16 protein-coding genes are annotated in these 16,269 nt (G+C 72.1%); 10 read left to right on the top strand and 6 right to left on the bottom strand.

The window, feature by feature from the left end; all coding sequences use genetic code 11:
• Positions 1–5: 5 nt before the first annotated feature.
• Complete coding sequence (locus tag ACZ6JS_RS30730) at positions 6–689, top strand: DUF4360 domain-containing protein (RefSeq protein WP_469302786.1); 684 nt, start codon at positions 6–8, stop codon at positions 687–689.
• Here the strand turns inward: ACZ6JS_RS30730 and ACZ6JS_RS30725 are convergent.
• Entirely contained in the window at positions 686–1,036 is a 351-nt protein-coding gene (locus ACZ6JS_RS30725) for a hypothetical protein (protein ID WP_469302784.1), read from the bottom strand. The genes ACZ6JS_RS30730 and ACZ6JS_RS30725 overlap by 4 nt on opposite strands.
• 247 nt (positions 1,037–1,283) lie before the next feature.
• Between ACZ6JS_RS30725 and ACZ6JS_RS30720 the strand changes: the two genes are divergently transcribed.
• The 3 genes from ACZ6JS_RS30720 (at position 1,284) to ACZ6JS_RS30710 (ending at position 3,574) form a co-directional block, all read left to right on the top strand.
• Complete coding sequence (locus ACZ6JS_RS30720; protein ID WP_469302782.1) at positions 1,284–1,835, top strand: GNAT family N-acetyltransferase; 552 nt, start codon at positions 1,284–1,286, stop codon at positions 1,833–1,835.
• Positions 1,836–2,009: 174 nt separating this feature from the next.
• Positions 2,010–3,161, top strand: a complete 1,152-nt coding sequence (locus ACZ6JS_RS30715) for a hypothetical protein (RefSeq protein WP_469302781.1) — start codon at positions 2,010–2,012, stop codon at positions 3,159–3,161.
• 32 nt (positions 3,162–3,193) lie between these two features.
• Positions 3,194–3,574, top strand: a complete 381-nt coding sequence (locus tag ACZ6JS_RS30710) for a hypothetical protein (RefSeq protein WP_469302779.1) — start codon at positions 3,194–3,196, stop codon at positions 3,572–3,574.
• A 27-nt stretch (positions 3,575–3,601) separates the two neighbouring features.
• On the opposite strand, the gene ACZ6JS_RS30705 is transcribed toward ACZ6JS_RS30710, so the two are convergent.
• Complete coding sequence (locus ACZ6JS_RS30705) at positions 3,602–4,495, bottom strand: endonuclease/exonuclease/phosphatase family protein (protein WP_469302778.1); 894 nt, start codon at positions 4,493–4,495, stop codon at positions 3,602–3,604.
• Positions 4,496–4,934: 439 nt separating this feature from the next.
• Here ACZ6JS_RS30705 and ACZ6JS_RS30700 point away from each other — a divergent pair, with 439 nt between their 5' ends.
• The gene (locus tag ACZ6JS_RS30700) at positions 4,935–7,097 is read left to right on the top strand and encodes a discoidin domain-containing protein (RefSeq protein WP_469302777.1); all 2,163 of its coding nucleotides are present in this window, start codon (positions 4,935–4,937) and stop codon (positions 7,095–7,097) included.
• Positions 7,098–7,172: 75 nt separating this feature from the next.
• Here ACZ6JS_RS30700 and ACZ6JS_RS30695 read toward each other — a convergent pair whose 3' ends face one another.
• Genes ACZ6JS_RS30695 through ACZ6JS_RS30680 form a run of 4 tightly spaced genes read right to left on the bottom strand, consistent with a single transcriptional unit; the run spans position 7,173 to position 11,838 of the window.
• Positions 7,173–8,552, bottom strand: coding sequence for a GH1 family beta-glucosidase (locus ACZ6JS_RS30695; protein WP_469302775.1), 1,380 nt, complete (start codon positions 8,550–8,552; stop codon positions 7,173–7,175).
• Positions 8,549–9,442, bottom strand: coding sequence for a carbohydrate ABC transporter permease (locus ACZ6JS_RS30690; RefSeq protein WP_469302773.1), 894 nt, complete (start codon positions 9,440–9,442; stop codon positions 8,549–8,551). The genes ACZ6JS_RS30695 and ACZ6JS_RS30690 overlap by 4 nt, the downstream gene beginning before the upstream one ends.
• A complete protein-coding gene (locus ACZ6JS_RS30685) occupies positions 9,432–10,499 on the bottom strand; it encodes a carbohydrate ABC transporter permease (RefSeq protein WP_469302771.1) in 1,068 nt (355 codons plus the stop codon). Before ACZ6JS_RS30685 ends, ACZ6JS_RS30690 begins: the two co-directional genes overlap by 11 nt.
• Positions 10,500–10,509: 10 nt before the next feature.
• On the bottom strand, positions 10,510–11,838 hold the full coding sequence (locus tag ACZ6JS_RS30680; protein WP_469302770.1) for an ABC transporter substrate-binding protein: 1,329 nt from the start codon (positions 11,836–11,838) through the stop codon (positions 10,510–10,512).
• Positions 11,839–12,090: 252 nt separating this feature from the next.
• On the opposite strand from ACZ6JS_RS30680, the gene ACZ6JS_RS30675 reads away from it, so the two are divergent.
• The 5 genes from ACZ6JS_RS30675 to ACZ6JS_RS30655 all read left to right on the top strand — a co-directional run bounded on the left by ACZ6JS_RS30675 (position 12,091) and on the right by ACZ6JS_RS30655 (position 16,206).
• Positions 12,091–13,392, top strand: coding sequence for an ROK family transcriptional regulator (locus ACZ6JS_RS30675; RefSeq protein ID WP_469302768.1), 1,302 nt, complete (start codon positions 12,091–12,093; stop codon positions 13,390–13,392).
• Positions 13,393–13,447: 55 nt separating this feature from the next.
• Positions 13,448–14,287, top strand: coding sequence for a class I SAM-dependent methyltransferase (locus ACZ6JS_RS30670; protein WP_469302767.1), 840 nt, complete (start codon positions 13,448–13,450; stop codon positions 14,285–14,287).
• Positions 14,288–14,442: 155 nt separating this feature from the next.
• Positions 14,443–14,874: an Ig domain-containing protein gene (locus ACZ6JS_RS30665; RefSeq protein WP_469302765.1), complete on the top strand. Its 432-nt coding sequence runs from the start codon at positions 14,443–14,445 to the stop codon at positions 14,872–14,874.
• 56 nt (positions 14,875–14,930) lie between these two features.
• Entirely contained in the window at positions 14,931–15,557 is a 627-nt protein-coding gene (locus tag ACZ6JS_RS30660; protein WP_469302764.1) for a nucleoside/nucleotide kinase family protein, read from the top strand.
• Positions 15,558–15,678: 121 nt separating this feature from the next.
• Positions 15,679–16,206 (top strand): hypothetical protein, encoded by a 528-nt coding sequence (locus ACZ6JS_RS30655; protein WP_469302763.1) that lies wholly within the window; start codon positions 15,679–15,681, stop codon positions 16,204–16,206.
• Positions 16,207–16,269 lie beyond the last annotated feature (63 nt).

The raw sequence follows: 16,269 nt of genomic DNA, 5'->3' as shown, positions 1-16,269 counted from the left end.
CAACGATGTCCCATTCCCTGCCCCGCACTCTGTTCACCGGCGCCGCCGCCGCGGCACTGATCGCCACGGCGGCCCCGGCCGGAGCCGCCGACCCCACACCGCAGATCACCGCACCGCCCGACAAGATCGTGATCGAACTCGCCACGGTGAACGGGTCCGGCTGTCGGGAGGGCACCGCGGAAGTGGCCGTCGCACCCGACAACACGGCCTTCACCGTCACCTACAGTGACTACCTGGCGCAGGTCGGACCGGGAGCGCCGCCGACCGGATTCCGCAAGAACTGCCAGCTCAATCTCCGCGTGCACGTTCCTTCGGGATTCACCTACGCCATTGTCCAGGCGGACTACCGGGGATTCGCTTTCCTCCAACCGGGCGCCTGGGGCCAGGAGAAGGCGAACTACTACTTCCAGGGAATGCCGCAAACCACCCAGCGCACCCATACGTTCAACGGTCCGCTCAACGACAACTGGCAGGCGACCGACAGGACGGAGTACGCGGATCTCGTCTGGGCGCCGTGCGGTGAGAAACGCAATTTCAACATCAACACCGAACTGCGGGTGAACGCGGGAACGTCCAACCCGCAGGCCGCCACCAGCTTCATGACCATGGACTCCACCGACGCGAGCGTGAGCACGCTCTACCACCTGGCCTGGCAGGCCTGCCCCGCCCCCCGGCCGCGTTCGCACTAGGACGCACCCACCCGTTGTCGGAGGTCCCGCTGCCCGGGACGGTACGGCGGAGACCTCCGACAACGCCGTGGCACACCGCGTGCCCGGACCGCGCGCCGCGCCCTGGACGGGAAGTGGGCCCGGGCCTCGGGCAGGTACACCGCAACGGCGGCGGCCGCGGCCGGCAGATCGGGCAGGGCGTCGAGGGCGGCCCACCAGGCGGGGTCGATCCCGTCCGTGCCGAGGCCGCCGACCCGGAAGACCAGGAGCAGGGCGGCCGCCACGGTCAGTACGGCCCGGGCCCACCGGCGCCCGGCCCGCATCCGCGCCGCCACGGCCGGCCAGCCTCCGCCAGGGTGAGCACCCACGCCGCCTCGACCTGCCGCGGGCGCCTCGGCCCCGCGCCACCGCTGTTCATCACAGCCTCCCTCCGGGGTACGCCCGGTGAGAGCGCGACCCGGACCGGGAGATTGCCTCCGGACGGGAGGCACCCCGGTGGTCATCGTGACCGGAGCACCCCCGTCCCTTGCGGCGGTCGGCGCGGAGAACGCCGACCCCTTCCGCTGAGTCGCAGGGGCCCGGTGCGCCGCGCCGGTCCTCGGTTAGGTTGGCGTGATGCCCCGGATACGAACCGAACGTCTTGTCCTGCGCCAGTGGCGGGAGTCCGACCTGCGCCCGTGGGCGGCGATGAACGCCGACCCCGAAGTCCGCGAGCACTTCGGCGGGGTGCTCACCCGGGAACAGAGCGAGGCGTCCGCGGCCCGCTTCCGGGCCGCCATCGAGCAGCGCGGCTGGGGCTGGTGGGCGGTCGAGGTGCTGGAGACCGGCGAGTTCATCGGGTTCACCGGGCTGGATCCGGTGGACGAGGACATGCCGTTCACCGGAGTGGAGGCCGGCTGGCGGCTGGCCCGCTCGTCCTGGGGCCACGGCTTCGCCACGGAGGCCGCCCTGGCCGTCGTGTCCTTCGGCTTCGAAACCCTCGCGCTGCCCGAGATCCTCGCGGTGACCACGGCCGGCAACCTCCGCTCGCGAGAGGTGATGCGCCGCATCGGGATGACCCGGGACCCTGCCGACGACTTCGACGACCCCACCGTGCCCGCCGGGCCGCTGCGCCCGAGTGTGGTGTACCGCATCCGGGCCGGACACCCGGCCCCCGCCGGACGGTAGCGCACGGGCCCGTCGTCGGCCGGGCCAAGGGGGATGACCTGCACGGGAGACGACGGTGTCGGAGCGGGGGCCCATGCACGGGGGCGGCCCGGGGCGGGTTACCGTATCCCTTCATCCGAGGGGGAGACATAGATGTCGCAGAACACGGGATGGGCACAACACCCGGGACAGCCCGTGCCACAGTGGGGAGGCGGCTGGGTGCCGCCGGCGGCGCCGAAACCGGGCGTCATACCCCTCCAACCGCTCAGCGCAGGCGACATACTCGGGGGTGCGTTCGCGACCTTCCGCCGGTACTGGAAGGCCCTGGTCGGCATCATGCTCGCCGTGCAGGGCATCGGAATCCTGCTCGTGACCCTGGCCGTCGGTATCGGCGTCGTGGCCGTGTCCGACCGGTTCGCCGCCGTCTTCGACCTCCCGCCGGGCGAGAGCGCCGCCGATGAGGACGTGATGACCCTGCTCCTCGCCTTCGTACCGGCCGCGGTGCTCCTGCTGATCACGGTGATGGTGGGCGCGGCGCTGATCAGCGCGCTGGGTCCGGCCGTGATCCAGGAAGCCGTGCTCGGGCGCCCCACGACGTTCGGCGCGATGTGGCGCCGCTGCTGGTCCCGGCTGCCGTCGGTACTCGGCACCCTGCTGCTCGCCGGGCTGATCGCGGGCGCGCCGATGCTCCTGGTCTACGCGATAGGCATCCCGCTGGTCGTCATGTCCGCCGACGGATCCGGGCCGCCGGTGGCCCTGTTCGTACTGATCCTGGGCGTCCTGCTCTGCCTGCCCGTCTCGGTCTGGCTCGCGACGCGCCTCAGCCTCGCGCCCGCCGCCGCGGTGTGCGAGGGGCTCGGCACCGTCGCCGCACTGCGCCGCTCCTCCCACCTGGTCAAGGACGGCTGGTGGCGCGTGTTCGGCATCACCACGCTCGGCTACGTCGTCGCGATGGCTGCGGGCTACGCCATCCAGATGCCCTTCAGCTTCGTCGGCATGGCCGCCTTCCTGCCGTCCATGATGGACGCGGACGAGTCGGGCGCTGATCCGGGCGTGGCGATCGCCGGCCTCGGCGTGTACGTGATCTGCATCGTGGTCGGCGGCCTGATCAGCGGCCTCTTCCAGTTCGGCTTCCCGCCGCTGGTCTGCGCCCTGCTCTACGTCGACCTGCGGATGCGCAAGGAGAACTTCGCAGAGACCCTGATCGCCGCCGCGCCCCCGACCCCCACCGGCCCGACCGCCCCCACCCCGCCCCCGGCCGGCCCGACCGCCCCCACTCCGCCCCCGGCCGGCCCGACCGCCCCCACTCCGCCCCCGGCCGACGACCCGTCACCCGGCCGGACGTGACAGCACCTGCTCCGTACGGAGGATGACCGCCCATGGACAGCGTCGTCGACCTCGACGAAGCGGCCGGCGTGCTCGCCGGGCGGACCGCGGACTGGACGGCGCGCGGCCTCGCGGTGGGCCGGCTGACCTGGAGGGACGCGGACGCGGCGTGGCCGCAGCCGTTGGAGACCGACCGTAGCCGGGTGCGCGATCCCGACTCGGTCGGTGTGGCCCTCCACGGTCCTGAGCAGGCCGAGCTCACCGTCGTGCTGTTCCGGGGAGGTTGGGCCGACGTGGATTTCCTCGTCGGCCCCGACGACGCGGGCGCCCTCCCGGCGTCGGACATCGCCTCGGCCGCCGACTTCGGCGCCGGTCTCGACCAGTGGGTGGCCCGCGTCTTCGGGGTTTGCGCGCGGGACCACGGCCGGGTGTGAAGACGGCAGCAGCCCGCAACGGCCTTGTCAGGTGGTCGCCGTGACGCGGAGGGGGTTGTGGTCCGAGACCGTCGTGTCGAGGGGCAGGGCGTCTGCGGTCGCCGTCAGGACGTGCGGGGCGCTGAGGAAGACGTAGTCGAGCTTCTTCGGGCCGAAGGTCGTCTCGCCCGACCGGCATGCGGCGGTCGTCGCGGGCGGGCAGACGGCCGGGTCGAAGAACTCCCGGTCGCTCTCGTCGGCCTCGACAAAGGCACCGTGCGCGCCGTCGCCCCGCTCCGGCAGGTAGAAGCGCGACAGCGTGTCCGTGCGCGGGGAGTGGTTGAAGTCACCGCCGAGGACGACGGCGAACCCGTCGCCCAGCCATGCGTGGGCCTGCGCCGCGAGCCGGTCCGCCTCCGGCACCGCGAGGGTGCCGTCGTCCCAGTAGAGGTGGACCGAGCAGGACCAGGTGGCCCGGTCCGCGAGGGAGGCCAGGACGCAGGGCACGGTGATCGGCTCGCGTTCGCCGCCCACCGTCAGGCCGAGTTCCGCCGTGTCCGCTACCGGGCCGCGGACCAGGACGGCGTTTCCGTACGCGTGGCCCTCGCAGATCGCCGGGTTCCCGCCCGGCAGGGTGGCCGAGTGGAACCCCGTATAGCCCAGCGGGCCCATGCGGTCGAGGAGCTCGCGGTACTGGTGTTCGCACACCTCCTGGAGGAAGAGCTGGTCGGCCGCCCAGCCTTCGGGATCGGCCTCGGCGACCACGGCCGCGATCCTGCGCGCACGGTCGTACGGGGGAGCGGCACACATGTTGCCGCAGATGTTGTAGCTCGTCAGCCGGACGGTCCCGGCCGCGGCGGCACGCGGTGCGGGCGGTACGAGGACGCACAACGCGGCGGCGGTGAGGGCGAGGACGGCCAGGACAGCAGGGGTTCGGCGCACACCCGTCATGCTTCCCGCGCGGACTCCGGCACCACCCGCGCATGGGCCGGAGAGCGCAGCGCAGAGCGGCCGAGCGGGTCCGTACAGGGCAGGGCCGAGGGCGCCCGATCCGTTGCGTGAACGTTCAAGCATCGAACACACTGCGGCCTTTCCCTCCCTCCCTGGGTCACCTCCTGAAGCCTCGAAGTGATCGCCCCGGCTCTCCCCGTGGCGGGTTCGTTCCGGTGGATTCGTCGGCAACGCCAGTAGAGCGAGGGCACATTTTTTCGTCAACACTTTTCACAAGGATTGAAGAAACTCCGAGTTCACAGCCCCGCCATCCATGTGACGCCCCGTCCGTTCTTCGTTTCATGAACGCTCGGCCCCTTGACGGCCTCCCCGGCGCGCAGTTCACTCACGCTTCGATCCCCCCGGATCCATGACGTCAGGAGCACTCCGCATGCCCCTCGCCCCCACAGCTCCCAGGCCATCACTCGCGGCGGCCCTCGCCGCCGCGCTGGTCGCCGCCCTCCTCGTGCTGCTGCCCGGCAGCACCACCGCCCAGGCGGCGCCCGTCCTGCTCTCGCAGGGCAAGCCCGCCACCGCCTCCAGCACCGAAGGCGCCGGCACCCCCGCCGCGGCCGCCGTCGACGGCGACAACGGCACCCGCTGGTCCAGCCGGTTCGCCGACCCCCAGTGGATACAGGTCGACCTCGGAGCCCCGGCCCGGCTGAGCCAGGTGGCGTTGCGCTGGGAGACCGCTCACGCGCGGGCGTACCGGATCGAGCTGTCCACGAACGGCACCGACTGGACGACCGCCTACTCCACCACCGCCGGCCCCGGGGGCGTCCAGACGCTCGACATCACCGGCACCGCCCGGCACGTGCGCGTGTACGGAACCCAGCGCGCCACCGAGTGGGGCTACTCGCTCTGGGAGTTCCAGGTCTACGGGACCACCGAGACCGGGCCCACCCTCCCCGGCGGCGGCGACCTGGGCCCGAACGTGATCGTCTTCGACCCCTCCACCCCCGGCATCCAGGCCAGGCTCGACCAGGTCTTCCGGCAGCAGGAGTCCGCGCAGTTCGGATCCGGCCGCTACCAGTTCCTGTTCAAGCCCGGCACCTACAACGGCCTGAACGCCCAGATCGGCTTCTACACCTCCATCTCCGGGCTGGGACTGAGCCCCGACGACACCACCATCAACGGTGACGTGACGGTCGACGCGGGCTGGTTCAACGGCAACGCCACGCAGAACTTCTGGCGCTCCGCCGAGAACCTGGCCCTCAACCCGGTCAACGGAACCGACCGCTGGGCCGTCTCCCAGGCCGCGCCGTTCCGCCGGATGCACGTCAAGGGCGGACTCAACCTCTCCCCGGACGGCTACGGCTGGGCCTCCGGCGGCTACATCGCCGACTCCAAGATCGACGGGCAGGTCGGCAACTACTCGCAGCAGCAGTGGTACACCCGCGACAGCTCGATCGGCGGCTGGTCCAACGGTGTGTGGAACCAGGTCTTCTCCGGGACCCAGGGCGCACCGGCACAGGGCTTCCCGAACCCGCCGTACACCACCCTGGACACCACCCCGATCTCCCGGGAGAAGCCCTTCCTGTACCTCGACGGCGACGACTACAAGGTGTTCGTGCCCGCCAAGCGGGTGAACGCGCGCGGCACCTCGTGGGGCAACGGGACCGCCCCGCAGGGCAGCTCCATCCCGCTCAGCCAGTTCTACGTGGTCAAGCCGGGCGCGAGCGCCGCGACGATCAACCAGGCGCTGGCCCAGGGCCTGCACCTGCTGTTCACCCCCGGCGTCTACCACGTCGACCGGACGATTCACGTCGACCGGCCCGGCACCGTGATCCTCGGCCTCGGCCTCGCCACCATCATCCCGGACAACGGGGTGACCGCCATGAAGGTGGGCGATGTCGACGGGGTGCGGCTGGCCGGTTTCCTGATCGACGCGGGCCCGGTCAACTCGCCCACTCTGCTGGAGATCGGCCCGGCCGGCACCACCACCGACCACGCCGCCGACCCCACCAGCGTGCAGGACGTCTTCATCCGCGTCGGCGGCGCCGGCCCGGGCAAGGCCACTGTCGGCATGGTCGTCAACAACCACGACACCATCGTCGACCACACCTGGATCTGGCGGGCCGACCACGGTGACGGGGTGGGCTGGGAGACCAACCGCTCCGACTACGGCTTCCGCGTCAACGGCGACGACGTGCTCGCCACCGGGCTGTTCGTGGAGCACTTCAACAAATACGACGTGCAGTGGAACGGCGAACGCGGCCGGACGATCTTCTTCCAGAACGAGAAGGCGTACGACGCCCCCAACCAGGCGGCGATCCAGAACGGTTCCATCAAGGGCTACGCGGCCTACCGGGTGGCGGACTCGGTCACCGTCCACGAGGGATGGGGCCTGGGAAGCTACTGCTACTACAACGTCGACCCGACGATCCGCCAGGAGCACGGCTTCCAGGCCCCGGTCAAGCCCGGGGTGAGGTTCCACGACCTGCTGGTGGTCTCACTCGGCGGCAACGGCCAGTACGAGCACGTGATCAACAGCACCGGCGCCCCCACCTCGGGCACCTCGACCGTCCCCTCCACGATCGTCTCCTTCCCCTGACCTTCGGGATTCGGCCCGTGTGCTGCGGGGCGGCAGGAGCCGCCCCGCAGCACACGGCTGCCGGGCCTGCCGGCGTCACGCCGTCCGGTGGGCGGCGATGACGGCGGCGTAGTGGCGGCCGCTGGACTTCACGGTGCGCCGCTGGGTGGCGTAGTCGACGTGGACCAGGCCGAAGCGCTGGCCGTAGCCGTAGGCCCATTCGAAGTTGTCCAGAAGGGACCAGGCGTAGTACCCGGCCACGGGCGCGCCCCTGCGGGCGGCGCGGGCGCAGGCGGCGAGGTGGGCGGTCAGGTAGGCGGCCCGTTCCGGGTCGTGGACGGTGCCGTCCGGGCCGACGGTGTCGGGGTAGGCGGAGCCGTTCTCCGTGATGTGGACGGGCCCGGCGCCGTACTCGAGGTGCAGACGCATGATCAGGGTCTCCAGACCGCCGGCGTCGACCTCCCAGTCCATGCCGGTGCGCCGGACGCCGGGACGGGAGATCTGGCGGGCGTACGGAGCGGGGCCCTCCGGGTCGGCCGCGACGACCTGCGGGAAGTAGTAGTTGAGCCCGATCCAGTCGAGGGGGGCGGCGATGGCGCCGAGGTCGCCCGCGCGCTCGGGGAGTTCGACCCGGTAGACCTCGCGCATGTCGGCGGGGAAGCCCCGGCCGTGCACCGGGTCGAGCCACCAGCGGTTGACGTGCCCGTCCATCCGGCGGGCCGCTTCGAGGTCGGCCTCGCGGGGTGTCGCGGGCTCGATGGTGGAGAGGTTGTTGACGATGCCGATCCGGGCGCCCGGGGCGGCCGCGCGGACGGCGCGGGCGGCGAGGCCGTGGCCGAGCAGGAGGTGGTAGGAGGCGCGGACGGCGGCGGTCAGGTCGGTCAGGCCGGGAGCCATCCGGCCCTCCAGGTGGCCGATCCAGGCCGAGCACAGCGGCTCGTTGAGGGTGGCCCACTGGGTGACGCGGTCGCCGAGGCGAGCGGCGACGAGCCCCGCGTACGAGGCGAAGTGCTCCGCGGTGTCCCGTACGGGCCAGCCGCCGCGGTCCTGGAGGGCCTGCGGCAAGTCCCAGTGGTAGAGGGTGACGGAGGGCTGGATGCCGGCGGCGAGGAGGCCGTCGACGAGGCGGTCGTAGAAGTCCAGGCCTTTGGGGTTGACCGGGCCGTCGCCGCCGGGGACGACACGCGGCCAGGCGACGGACAGCCGGTAGGCGTTGGTGCCCAGCTCCCGCATCAGGGCGATGTCCTCGGGCCAGCGGTGGTAGTGGTCGCACGCCGTGTCGCCGGTGTCGCCGCCGTCGACGGCGCCGGGCACGCGGGAGAAGGTGTCCCAGATGGAGGGCGCCCGCCCGTCCTCGGCGACGGCGCCCTCGATCTGGTACGCGGATGTGGCGGTGCCCCAGAGGAAGTCGCGGGGCAGGGCGCCGACGTCGACGGCGTCCGGGCCGGTCGCGGGAAGGTTTTCGTAGCGGGTCATTTGACGGCTCCTGCGGTGAGTCCGGCCACCAAGTACTTCTGCAGCAGCAGGAATCCGGCGACGACGGGGATGCTGACGACGAGCGAGGCGGCCATGATCTGGTTCCAGTAGACGTCGTTCTGCGTGGAGTACCCCTGGAGGCCGACGGCCAGGGTGCGGGTGGCGTCGTTGGTCATGACGGACGCGAAGAGGACCTCACCCCAGGCGGTCATGAAGGCGTACACGGTGACGGCGACGATGCCGGGGACGGCGGCGGGCAGAACGACGCGGAAGAGCGCGCCGAGAGGCCCGCAGCCGTCCACGGTGGCCGCCTCGTCGAGATCGCGCGGAACCGAGTCGAAGTAGCCGATCAGCATCCAGATGGAGAAGGGGAGGGAGAAGGTGAGGTATGTGAGGATCAGCGCGCCGCGGGAGCCGTAGAGGGCGATCCCGGTGGCGTTGCCGAGGTTCACGAAGATCAGGAACAGGGGGAGCAGGAAGAGGATCCCCGGGAACATCTGGGTGGAGAGCACCGTCAGGGTGAACAGGCGCTTGCCGCGGAAGCGGTGGCGGCTGACGGCGTAGGCCGCGAAGACGGCGATCACCACCGACGCGACGGTGGCGGTGCCCGCCACGATCAGCGAGTTCGCCAGGTACCTGGCGAGCGGGACCGTGTGCCAGATGTCGGCGTAGGGGCGCAGGGTGAGCCCGCTCGGTATCCACCGGAACCGTCCGGCGACGTCCTGGAGCGGTTTGAGCGAACTGGTGACCATCACGAAGACCGGCAGCAGCGTGAAGGCGGCGAGCAGGGTGAGGAAGACGGCCCGCAGCGCCCGGAACGACGCCGGCGGGTCGAGCGGGCCGCGGGTGCGGTGGCCGCCGTCCGTGGGGGTGCGTGTACTAGCGGGCATGGGCGTCCTTCCGGCCGCGACCGGTCAGGAGGAGGTACGCGGCGGTGACGAGGAGGAGGAAGAGCAGCAGCAGGACGGACATGGCCGAACCGGTGCCGAAGTTCCAGGTGACGAAGCTCGACTGGTAGATGTGGACGGAGACGAGGTCGGCGGCCTCGGGGGCCGCTCTGCCGAACAGCAGGAAGGGGGTGTTGAAGTCGTTGAAGGTCCACAGGAACAGCACGAGGAGCAGGACCTGGTTGACGGCGCCGAGGGAGGGCAGCGTGATGCGGCGGACCTGCTGCCACATGCCCGCCCCGTCGAGGGCGGCGGCCTCGTACAGGTCCCCCGGGATGTTCTGGAGGGCGGCCGTCACGATCAGGAAGGCGAAGGGCCAGGCCTTCCAGACCGAGACGGTCAGCATCGCCCAGAAGCTGTTGTCGCCGATCAGCCAGAAGGTGTTCTCGTTGCCGCCGAGGCCCAGCTGGTCATGGATGACGTGGTTCACCAGGCCGTTGTCCCGCTGGAACATGAACGCCCAGGTGATGACCGCCGCATAGGCCGGCAGGGCGTACGGGACGAAGAACAGCGCGCGCAGCAGACCGCGGCCGCGGAAGGAGTGCTGGGTGAACACCGCGGCCGCGGTGCCCAGCAGCCAGCACAGGGCGACGGACAGGACGGTGAACAGGCAGGTGGTGACGAAGGAGTCGAGGAGGGCCCTGCCCACGGGCCGGTTGACGTCGACGGCGAGCTCGTAGTTGCCCCAGCCCGCCCACGGGGCCCGGGACCAGTCCCGGATGTGGAACTGGGTGAGCCTGCGGAAGCTCATCACGATCCCCATCGCCATGGGGATCAGGTGGACGAGGAGTTCGAGCAGCAGAGCGGGCAGCAGGAGAAGGTAGGGCAGGGCGGTGCGGCGGGCCCTTCCGGGGCCGCGGCGTGAGCCGCCGCCGGAACGGCGGGCGCGCGGGAGGGTGCTCCCGGTCCTGTGCGCGGCGGTCCCGTGCGCGGCGGTCCCGGCCGCGGAGCCGGTGGGGGAGCCGGTCCCGGAGGGGACCGTATCGGGCGCGGAGGTCATGGCCGGCGGCTCAGTTCGCCATCTGCTGCTGCGCCTTGGCGAGCTTGGCCCTGACCGACTCGGCGGTCACCGGCCGGCCCGCCGCGGCGTCGGCGAAGAGCTCCTTGACGGCCGTGCCGACGGTCGTCTCGAACTGCGACTCCTCGGGCACCTGGGGGAGCGGGGCCGCACTGGTCGCCAGGGTGTCGCGCAGCACGGCGAGGTCCTGGTCCGCGAAGGCGGGATCGTTCTGCGCCGCCTTGACGGGAGGGATGGACCCGTAGGTCCTGTTGAGGATCCTCTGCTCCTCGTCGCTCGTCATGAACCCCACGAACTTCAGTGCGCCCTCGAGGTTGTCGCTGTTCTTGAAGACGGCCATGTTGATGCCGGCGACCATGGAGTTGACGCCCGTGCCCGGGCCCGGGGCGGCACCGGCCGGGACCGGGACGGGGGCTGTGCCCCAGTCGCCCTCCTTCATGCCGTGGGCTTTGAACGAACCCGCCGCGCTCTGCCACAGCACCATGGCGGTCCGGCCGCCCGCGAAGTCCTGGAGGGACTGGTTCTTGTCGTATTCGGCGTTGCCCGGCGCCATGATCCGGGCCTCGGCCATCCAGTCGACGTACTGCTTGACGGCGGCGACGTTGGCGGGGGTGTCGAAGGTGGGCTTGCCGGCGGCGTCGAAGAAGGACCCGCCGTGCTGCCGGGACAGGACGAAGACCTGGTGGATGTTGTTGGCGAGGTTGGCGCCCTCCGCGCCGAGCGCCCACTTGCCGGAGCTGCCGTCGCCGCTGATCCTCCGGCCGGTCTCGACGAGCTCGTCCCAGGTGGCGGGCGGCTTCTCGATACCCGCCTCCCGGAACATCTTCTTGTTGTAGTAGAGGGCGTAGGCCATGGAGTAGAGGGGGACGGCGGCCGGGTCCTGGCCGGCAGCCCCGGCCGAGTCGATGGCCGACGCCACGAAGCGGTCCCGGCCCCCGATGGCCTCGAAGTTCTCCGTGTTCCATGGCAGCAGCGCACCGGTGGCCTGGAGCGAGGCGGACCAGGTGTTGCCGATGTTCAGGACGTCGGGGCCCTGGCCGGATGCGGTCGCGGCGAGGATCCGGCCCAGCAGGTCGGGCCAGGGGATGACCTCGAGCTTGACCTTGATGCCGGTCCGCTCCTCGAACTTCTTCAGCTCCGGGCCCAGGGCGGCCCGGTCGGCAGCGATGTCGGCCCCCTGGTTGGAGGCCCAGTACGTGAGCTCGCCGGGGGCGGAGTTCGAGCCCGCCCCGTCGGTGGTTCCGCCGCCGCACCCGGTGGCGGTGGCGAGCAGGGCGGCGACGGCGACGGCTGCGGCGGTGGCTGTTGTGGATCTGCGCATGACGGCTCGGTCCCTTTCGGCGGGGCGGGAGGAAGGCCGGTGGGCGGGTCGATCGGCGTCGGCGGGCGGCGCCGCGAGGCGGGGTTCCCGGCCGCCGGCGGCCGTGCGGAAGCCTGCTGTGGTGGACCGGCCGTTTTGGTGCAGGCCTTAATTTAGGACGTGAGTTAAGCTGCGTGGAAGGGTCGCGTCAAGGGGGCGCGCAAGGGTATGTTGCGAGCGGATTCACGCTGGCTTGACGGCGGAAGGAGTCGGATGACGACAGCTCGGGGCGGACGCACGGTACGGGACCTGCGGCGCGGCAACCGCAGCGCGGTGCTCCAGCGCCTGTACTTCGGGGGCCCGATGAGCCGCCAGGAACTCGGGCCCGCGACGGGGCTGAGCTCCGGATCCGTCAGCAACGTCGTCGGCGAACTCGTCGCGGACGGGCTGCTGGAGGAGGCCGGCGTCGTGGACTCGGACGGCGGCCGCCCCCGCACCCTGCTGCGCGTCCGCCCCGGCAGCGCACACATGATCGGCGTCGACGTCGGCGAGACCCGGGTCCGCGTCGAGCTCTTCGACCTCGCCCTGACCGAACTCGCCCGCACCGAGCTGCCGTTGCTGCCCCGGGGCTGCTACGACGTCGGCCCCGTCGTCGACCACGTCGCGGCCGGCATCGCCACCGTCCTGGCCGACGCCGGGATCGGTGCCGACCGGCTGCTGGGCGTGGGGGTCGGCGTACCGGGCATCGTGGACCACGGCGCACCGGGCGGATCCGTGGTGCACGGCCAGACCATCGGCTGGGACGCGGTCCCGCTGGAGCGGCTGCTGCGCGCCACCGGCGTGCTGCCCGAGGAAGTCCCGTACCTCATCGACAACGGCGCGCGGACACTCGGCCAGGCGGAGATGTGGTTCGGCGCCGGGCGCGGGGCCAAGGACGCGGTCGTCGTGCTCTTCGGCTCGGGCGTCGGCGCGAGCCTGATCACCGACGGCTCACCGGACGGCGGCGCGACCGGGGGCATCCCCCTGGAATGGGGCCACCTGACCGTCTCCGTACGGGGCAGGCGCTGCCGCTGCGGCGCGCTGGGCTGCCTGGAGGCCTATACGGGCGCCGAGTCGCTGCTCGCCCGCTGGGCGGAGCGCGGCGGCCCCGCGCGGCCGGGGGAGGTGGACGACGAGGAGGCCCTCTCGGAGCTCCTCGCGGCGGCGCGGGCGGCGGACCCGGTCGCCGCGGAGCTCTTGGAGGAGACGGCGGAGTACCTGGGCGCCGGCCTGTCGGACCTGGTCAACCTGTTCCAGCCGGAGCGGATCCTGATCGGCGGCTGGGCGGGGCTGATGCTCGGCCCGTACCTCCTGCCCTCGGTCCGGGAGCACGCGACCCGCTACTCCCTGCGCCACCCGGCCGGACGGGTCACGGTGGGCCTCGGCGCGCTGGGCCCTGACGCGGTCACGGTCGGCGCGGCCACGCTCCCGCTGTCGGCCTTCTTCGCCACGGGCGGCCGGCGGGCCGCGCCGGAGCCCGCCGCCGAACCCCCCGCCTGGCGCACGTCGCTGTCGGCCCGGGCCGGCGGACCATGACGGCGAGGCCCGCCGGTGCCACGCGCGCACGGCCGATCGAGGGGACAATGACCCCATGGCTGACAACGGGCTGTCACCGCAGGGCGCCGGCTCCCCCGGCGAGGGGCGCTACGGCGAGCAGGTCTTCCGGCCCGACCAGGGCGGCGAGGGCGACCGCATCGACCTCGGAGCCCTGGCGTACGACGACACCACGATGGCCCGGCTCCGCGCGCTGGGGGCGGGCCCCGGCTGGACCTGCCTGGAGGTGGGAGCGGGAACCGGCACCGTGGCCCGCCGCCTGCTGGCCGAAGCGGGAGTCGCCGAGGTCCTCGCCGTGGACCGCGACGTACGGTTCCTGGCCGCCCACCCCGTGACCGGACTGACCGTGCTCCAGGCCGACGTCACCGCCGAAGACTTTGCGCCGGGGCCCTTCCGGCTGGTCCACGCGCGATTCGTGCTCATGCACCTGCGCTCCCCGCAGCGCATGGTCGCCAGGCTGAGCCGGCTCCTGGCCCCCGGTGGTGTGCTCGTCATCAGCGACGCGGTCGACCTCACCACGGCCACCGCGCCCCGCACGCCGTACACCCGCGCCATGCGGGCCATGTGGCAGGGGCTGCGCGACAGCATCGGCACGGACGTCTCGCACGTGCCCCGCCATCCGGAGCTGTTGCGGGAGGCGGGGCTGGAAACCGTCGCGGCCGAGATCCATGTGCCGCCCCTCCTGCCGGGGAGTGCGATCAGCAGGTTCTGGGCCGACACCTGGGAGCGGGCCCGCGGCGCGATGACGGGCACCGGCCTCGTCGACGACCGAGAGCTCGACGAAGCCGTGGCCTACCTGGATTCACCCGGGTGCACCGGACTGTCACCCGGCATGCTCACCGCATGGGGCTGGAAGCCGGCCTCCGCGGCCGTGTGAAACCCCCGGTGCGGCGCCATCGACCCGGCGGCCGGGGCCGCCTATGATTCCGACGCCCCATCGCACCTCGAACGCACATACCCGGTACGGGTGTTGGCAGCGCTCCGGGACTCGTACCGGAGCCGCCGCGCCACCCGACGAGTTCGGAGGTCCTGTTGAGCACACACTTACGCACCCCGCGCAGACTGACGGTTCTCGCCGCCGGCCTAGGGGCCCTCCTGGCCGCGGCGGCCGGCCCGGCCCTCGCCGCACCGCAGGTTTCTGCCGCACCGCAGGCCCCTGGCGCGCCGGCGGTCCACGGCATGGCGGCCGCCCCCGTCGTGGCCCACCCCGGCAACCAGGTCAGCCTCCAGTGGGACAGCGCCCACCTTCAGATGACGGCCACCGGCGGCGTCAAGCCGTACACCTGGTCGGCCGGCTACCTGCCCCTCGGCGCTTCCATCAACTCCTCGACCGGGCTGATCTCGGGCGTCCTGCGCGGCAGCGGAACCCGTACCGTCACCGTCACCGCCAGGGACGCCACGGGCGCCCCGGCCTCGGTCACCTTCACCTGGCGCGTGATCCGCGACGCCTGCCCCCGCTGCTGACCCCCGGCCGGCCCGGCCCGCCCCCGCGGTACGTGATCCTCGGGCACGATACGCACGTGCAGACGACCACGGAACTGGTGGAGAGGGCGGCCGGGCTGGCCGACCGGGGCGGTCGGCGGATCCTCGGCGTGGCCGGGCCGCCGGGCGCGGGAAAGTCCACCCTGGCCGCCCGGCTGGTCGAAGCGCTCGGCCCGCGGACGGCCGTCGTGGTCCCGATGGACGGGTTCCACCTGGCCCGGGCCGAGTTGAACCGGCTGGGGCGGGCCGACCGCAAGGGTGCACCGGACACCTTCGACGCGGCCGGATACGTGTCCCTGCTGGCCCGGCTGCGCGCATCCCGATCCGGCGGTGCCACGGTCTACGCGCCCGCCTTCGACCGCTCCCTCGAGGAGCCGATCGCGGGCAGCATCCCCGTTCCCCCGGACGTACCGCTGGTGATCACCGAGGGGAACTACCTGCTGCACGGCGCGGGGGAATGGGCCGCAGTGCGGCCGCTGCTGGACGAGGCATGGTACTGCGCTCCGGACGAGGACACGCGGGTGCGGCGGCTGGTCGAACGGCACGTGCGCCACGGCAGGGAGCCGGCCCGCGCGCGCGAATGGGTGGCCCGCTCCGACGAGGTGAACGCCCGCCTCGTCGCCCGGACCCGGCACCGCGCCGACCTGGTCGTCGATCCGGGCTGAGCGCACCCCGTCGCCGGAGAGCGGGCGTGGCGGAATCGGGTTGTCCGAATCCGCTGTTAGGGTGACGTGTGCCCGTCAAGGCGGGCGGTTTTCGATTCCTGACATTCCAACGGGGTAGAACGTGAAGTTTCGTCATGTCCGTGCAATAGCCGTCTTCGGCATCGCCGTCGTCGCACTCACCGGCGCCCGGGGCTCCAACGGCGCCAGCTGCGGCGGAAGCAGCTCCGGCTCGAGCTCCAGCAGCTCCGGCGGCAGCAGCAGCGGCACCGGCGGGAGCGACAGCACCAGCGGTACCAGCGGTACGAGCACCAGCACCGGTGGCACCAGCACCACCGGCGGTACCAGCCGGGACAAGGCCGAGCGCGACATCAAGATCGACAGCTGCAAGCTCGACGGCACCGGCAAGAACCTGGTCGCCCGCCTGACCGTCACCAACAGCGGTTCGGTGGACTACACCTACAACGTCACCATGAAGTTCAACCCGACCGCCGGCTCGAGCGCGGTCCCCGCCACGGCCAGGGTGAACAGCCTCAAGGTCAAGGCCGGCGCGTCCCAGCAGGCCGAGGCCACCACGCCGTACACCGGCAAGGGCGACGGCAGCGAGTACAAGGAGTGCGTCGTCTTCACCGCCTCGAAGAGCGCCCTCTGACACTCCCTCCGAGACACCACCCGGCGTCCCGGCAGGCCGCCACGAGCGGCCGGCCGGGACGTC

The sequence above is a fragment of the Streptomyces sp. NPDC046349 genome (assembly GCF_055587885.1).
This window is presented reverse-complemented; position numbering and strand designations above follow the sequence as displayed.

Bases quoted from the DNA above. Each gene is read 5' to 3' on its own strand.
- ACZ6JS_RS30695 (WP_469302775.1), bottom strand. From the start codon at position 8,552: ATGACCCGCTACGAAAACCTTCCCGCGACCGGCCCGGACGCCGTCGAC.
- ACZ6JS_RS30730 (WP_469302786.1), top strand. From the start codon at position 6: ATGTCCCATTCCCTGCCCCGCACTCTGTTCACCGGCGCCGCCGCCGCG.
- ACZ6JS_RS30690 (WP_469302773.1), bottom strand. From the start codon at position 9,442: ATGCCCGCTAGTACACGCACCCCCACGGACGGCGGCCACCGCACCCGC.
- ACZ6JS_RS30700 (WP_469302777.1), top strand. From the start codon at position 4,935: ATGCCCCTCGCCCCCACAGCTCCCAGGCCATCACTCGCGGCGGCCCTC.
- ACZ6JS_RS30670 (WP_469302767.1), top strand. From the start codon at position 13,448: ATGGCTGACAACGGGCTGTCACCGCAGGGCGCCGGCTCCCCCGGCGAG.
- ACZ6JS_RS30675 (WP_469302768.1), top strand. From the start codon at position 12,091: ATGACGACAGCTCGGGGCGGACGCACGGTACGGGACCTGCGGCGCGGC.
- ACZ6JS_RS30685 (WP_469302771.1), bottom strand. From the start codon at position 10,499: ATGACCTCCGCGCCCGATACGGTCCCCTCCGGGACCGGCTCCCCCACC.
- ACZ6JS_RS30710 (WP_469302779.1), top strand. From the start codon at position 3,194: ATGGACAGCGTCGTCGACCTCGACGAAGCGGCCGGCGTGCTCGCCGGG.
- ACZ6JS_RS30680 (WP_469302770.1), bottom strand. From the start codon at position 11,838: ATGCGCAGATCCACAACAGCCACCGCCGCAGCCGTCGCCGTCGCCGCC.
- ACZ6JS_RS30720 (WP_469302782.1), top strand. From the start codon at position 1,284: ATGCCCCGGATACGAACCGAACGTCTTGTCCTGCGCCAGTGGCGGGAG.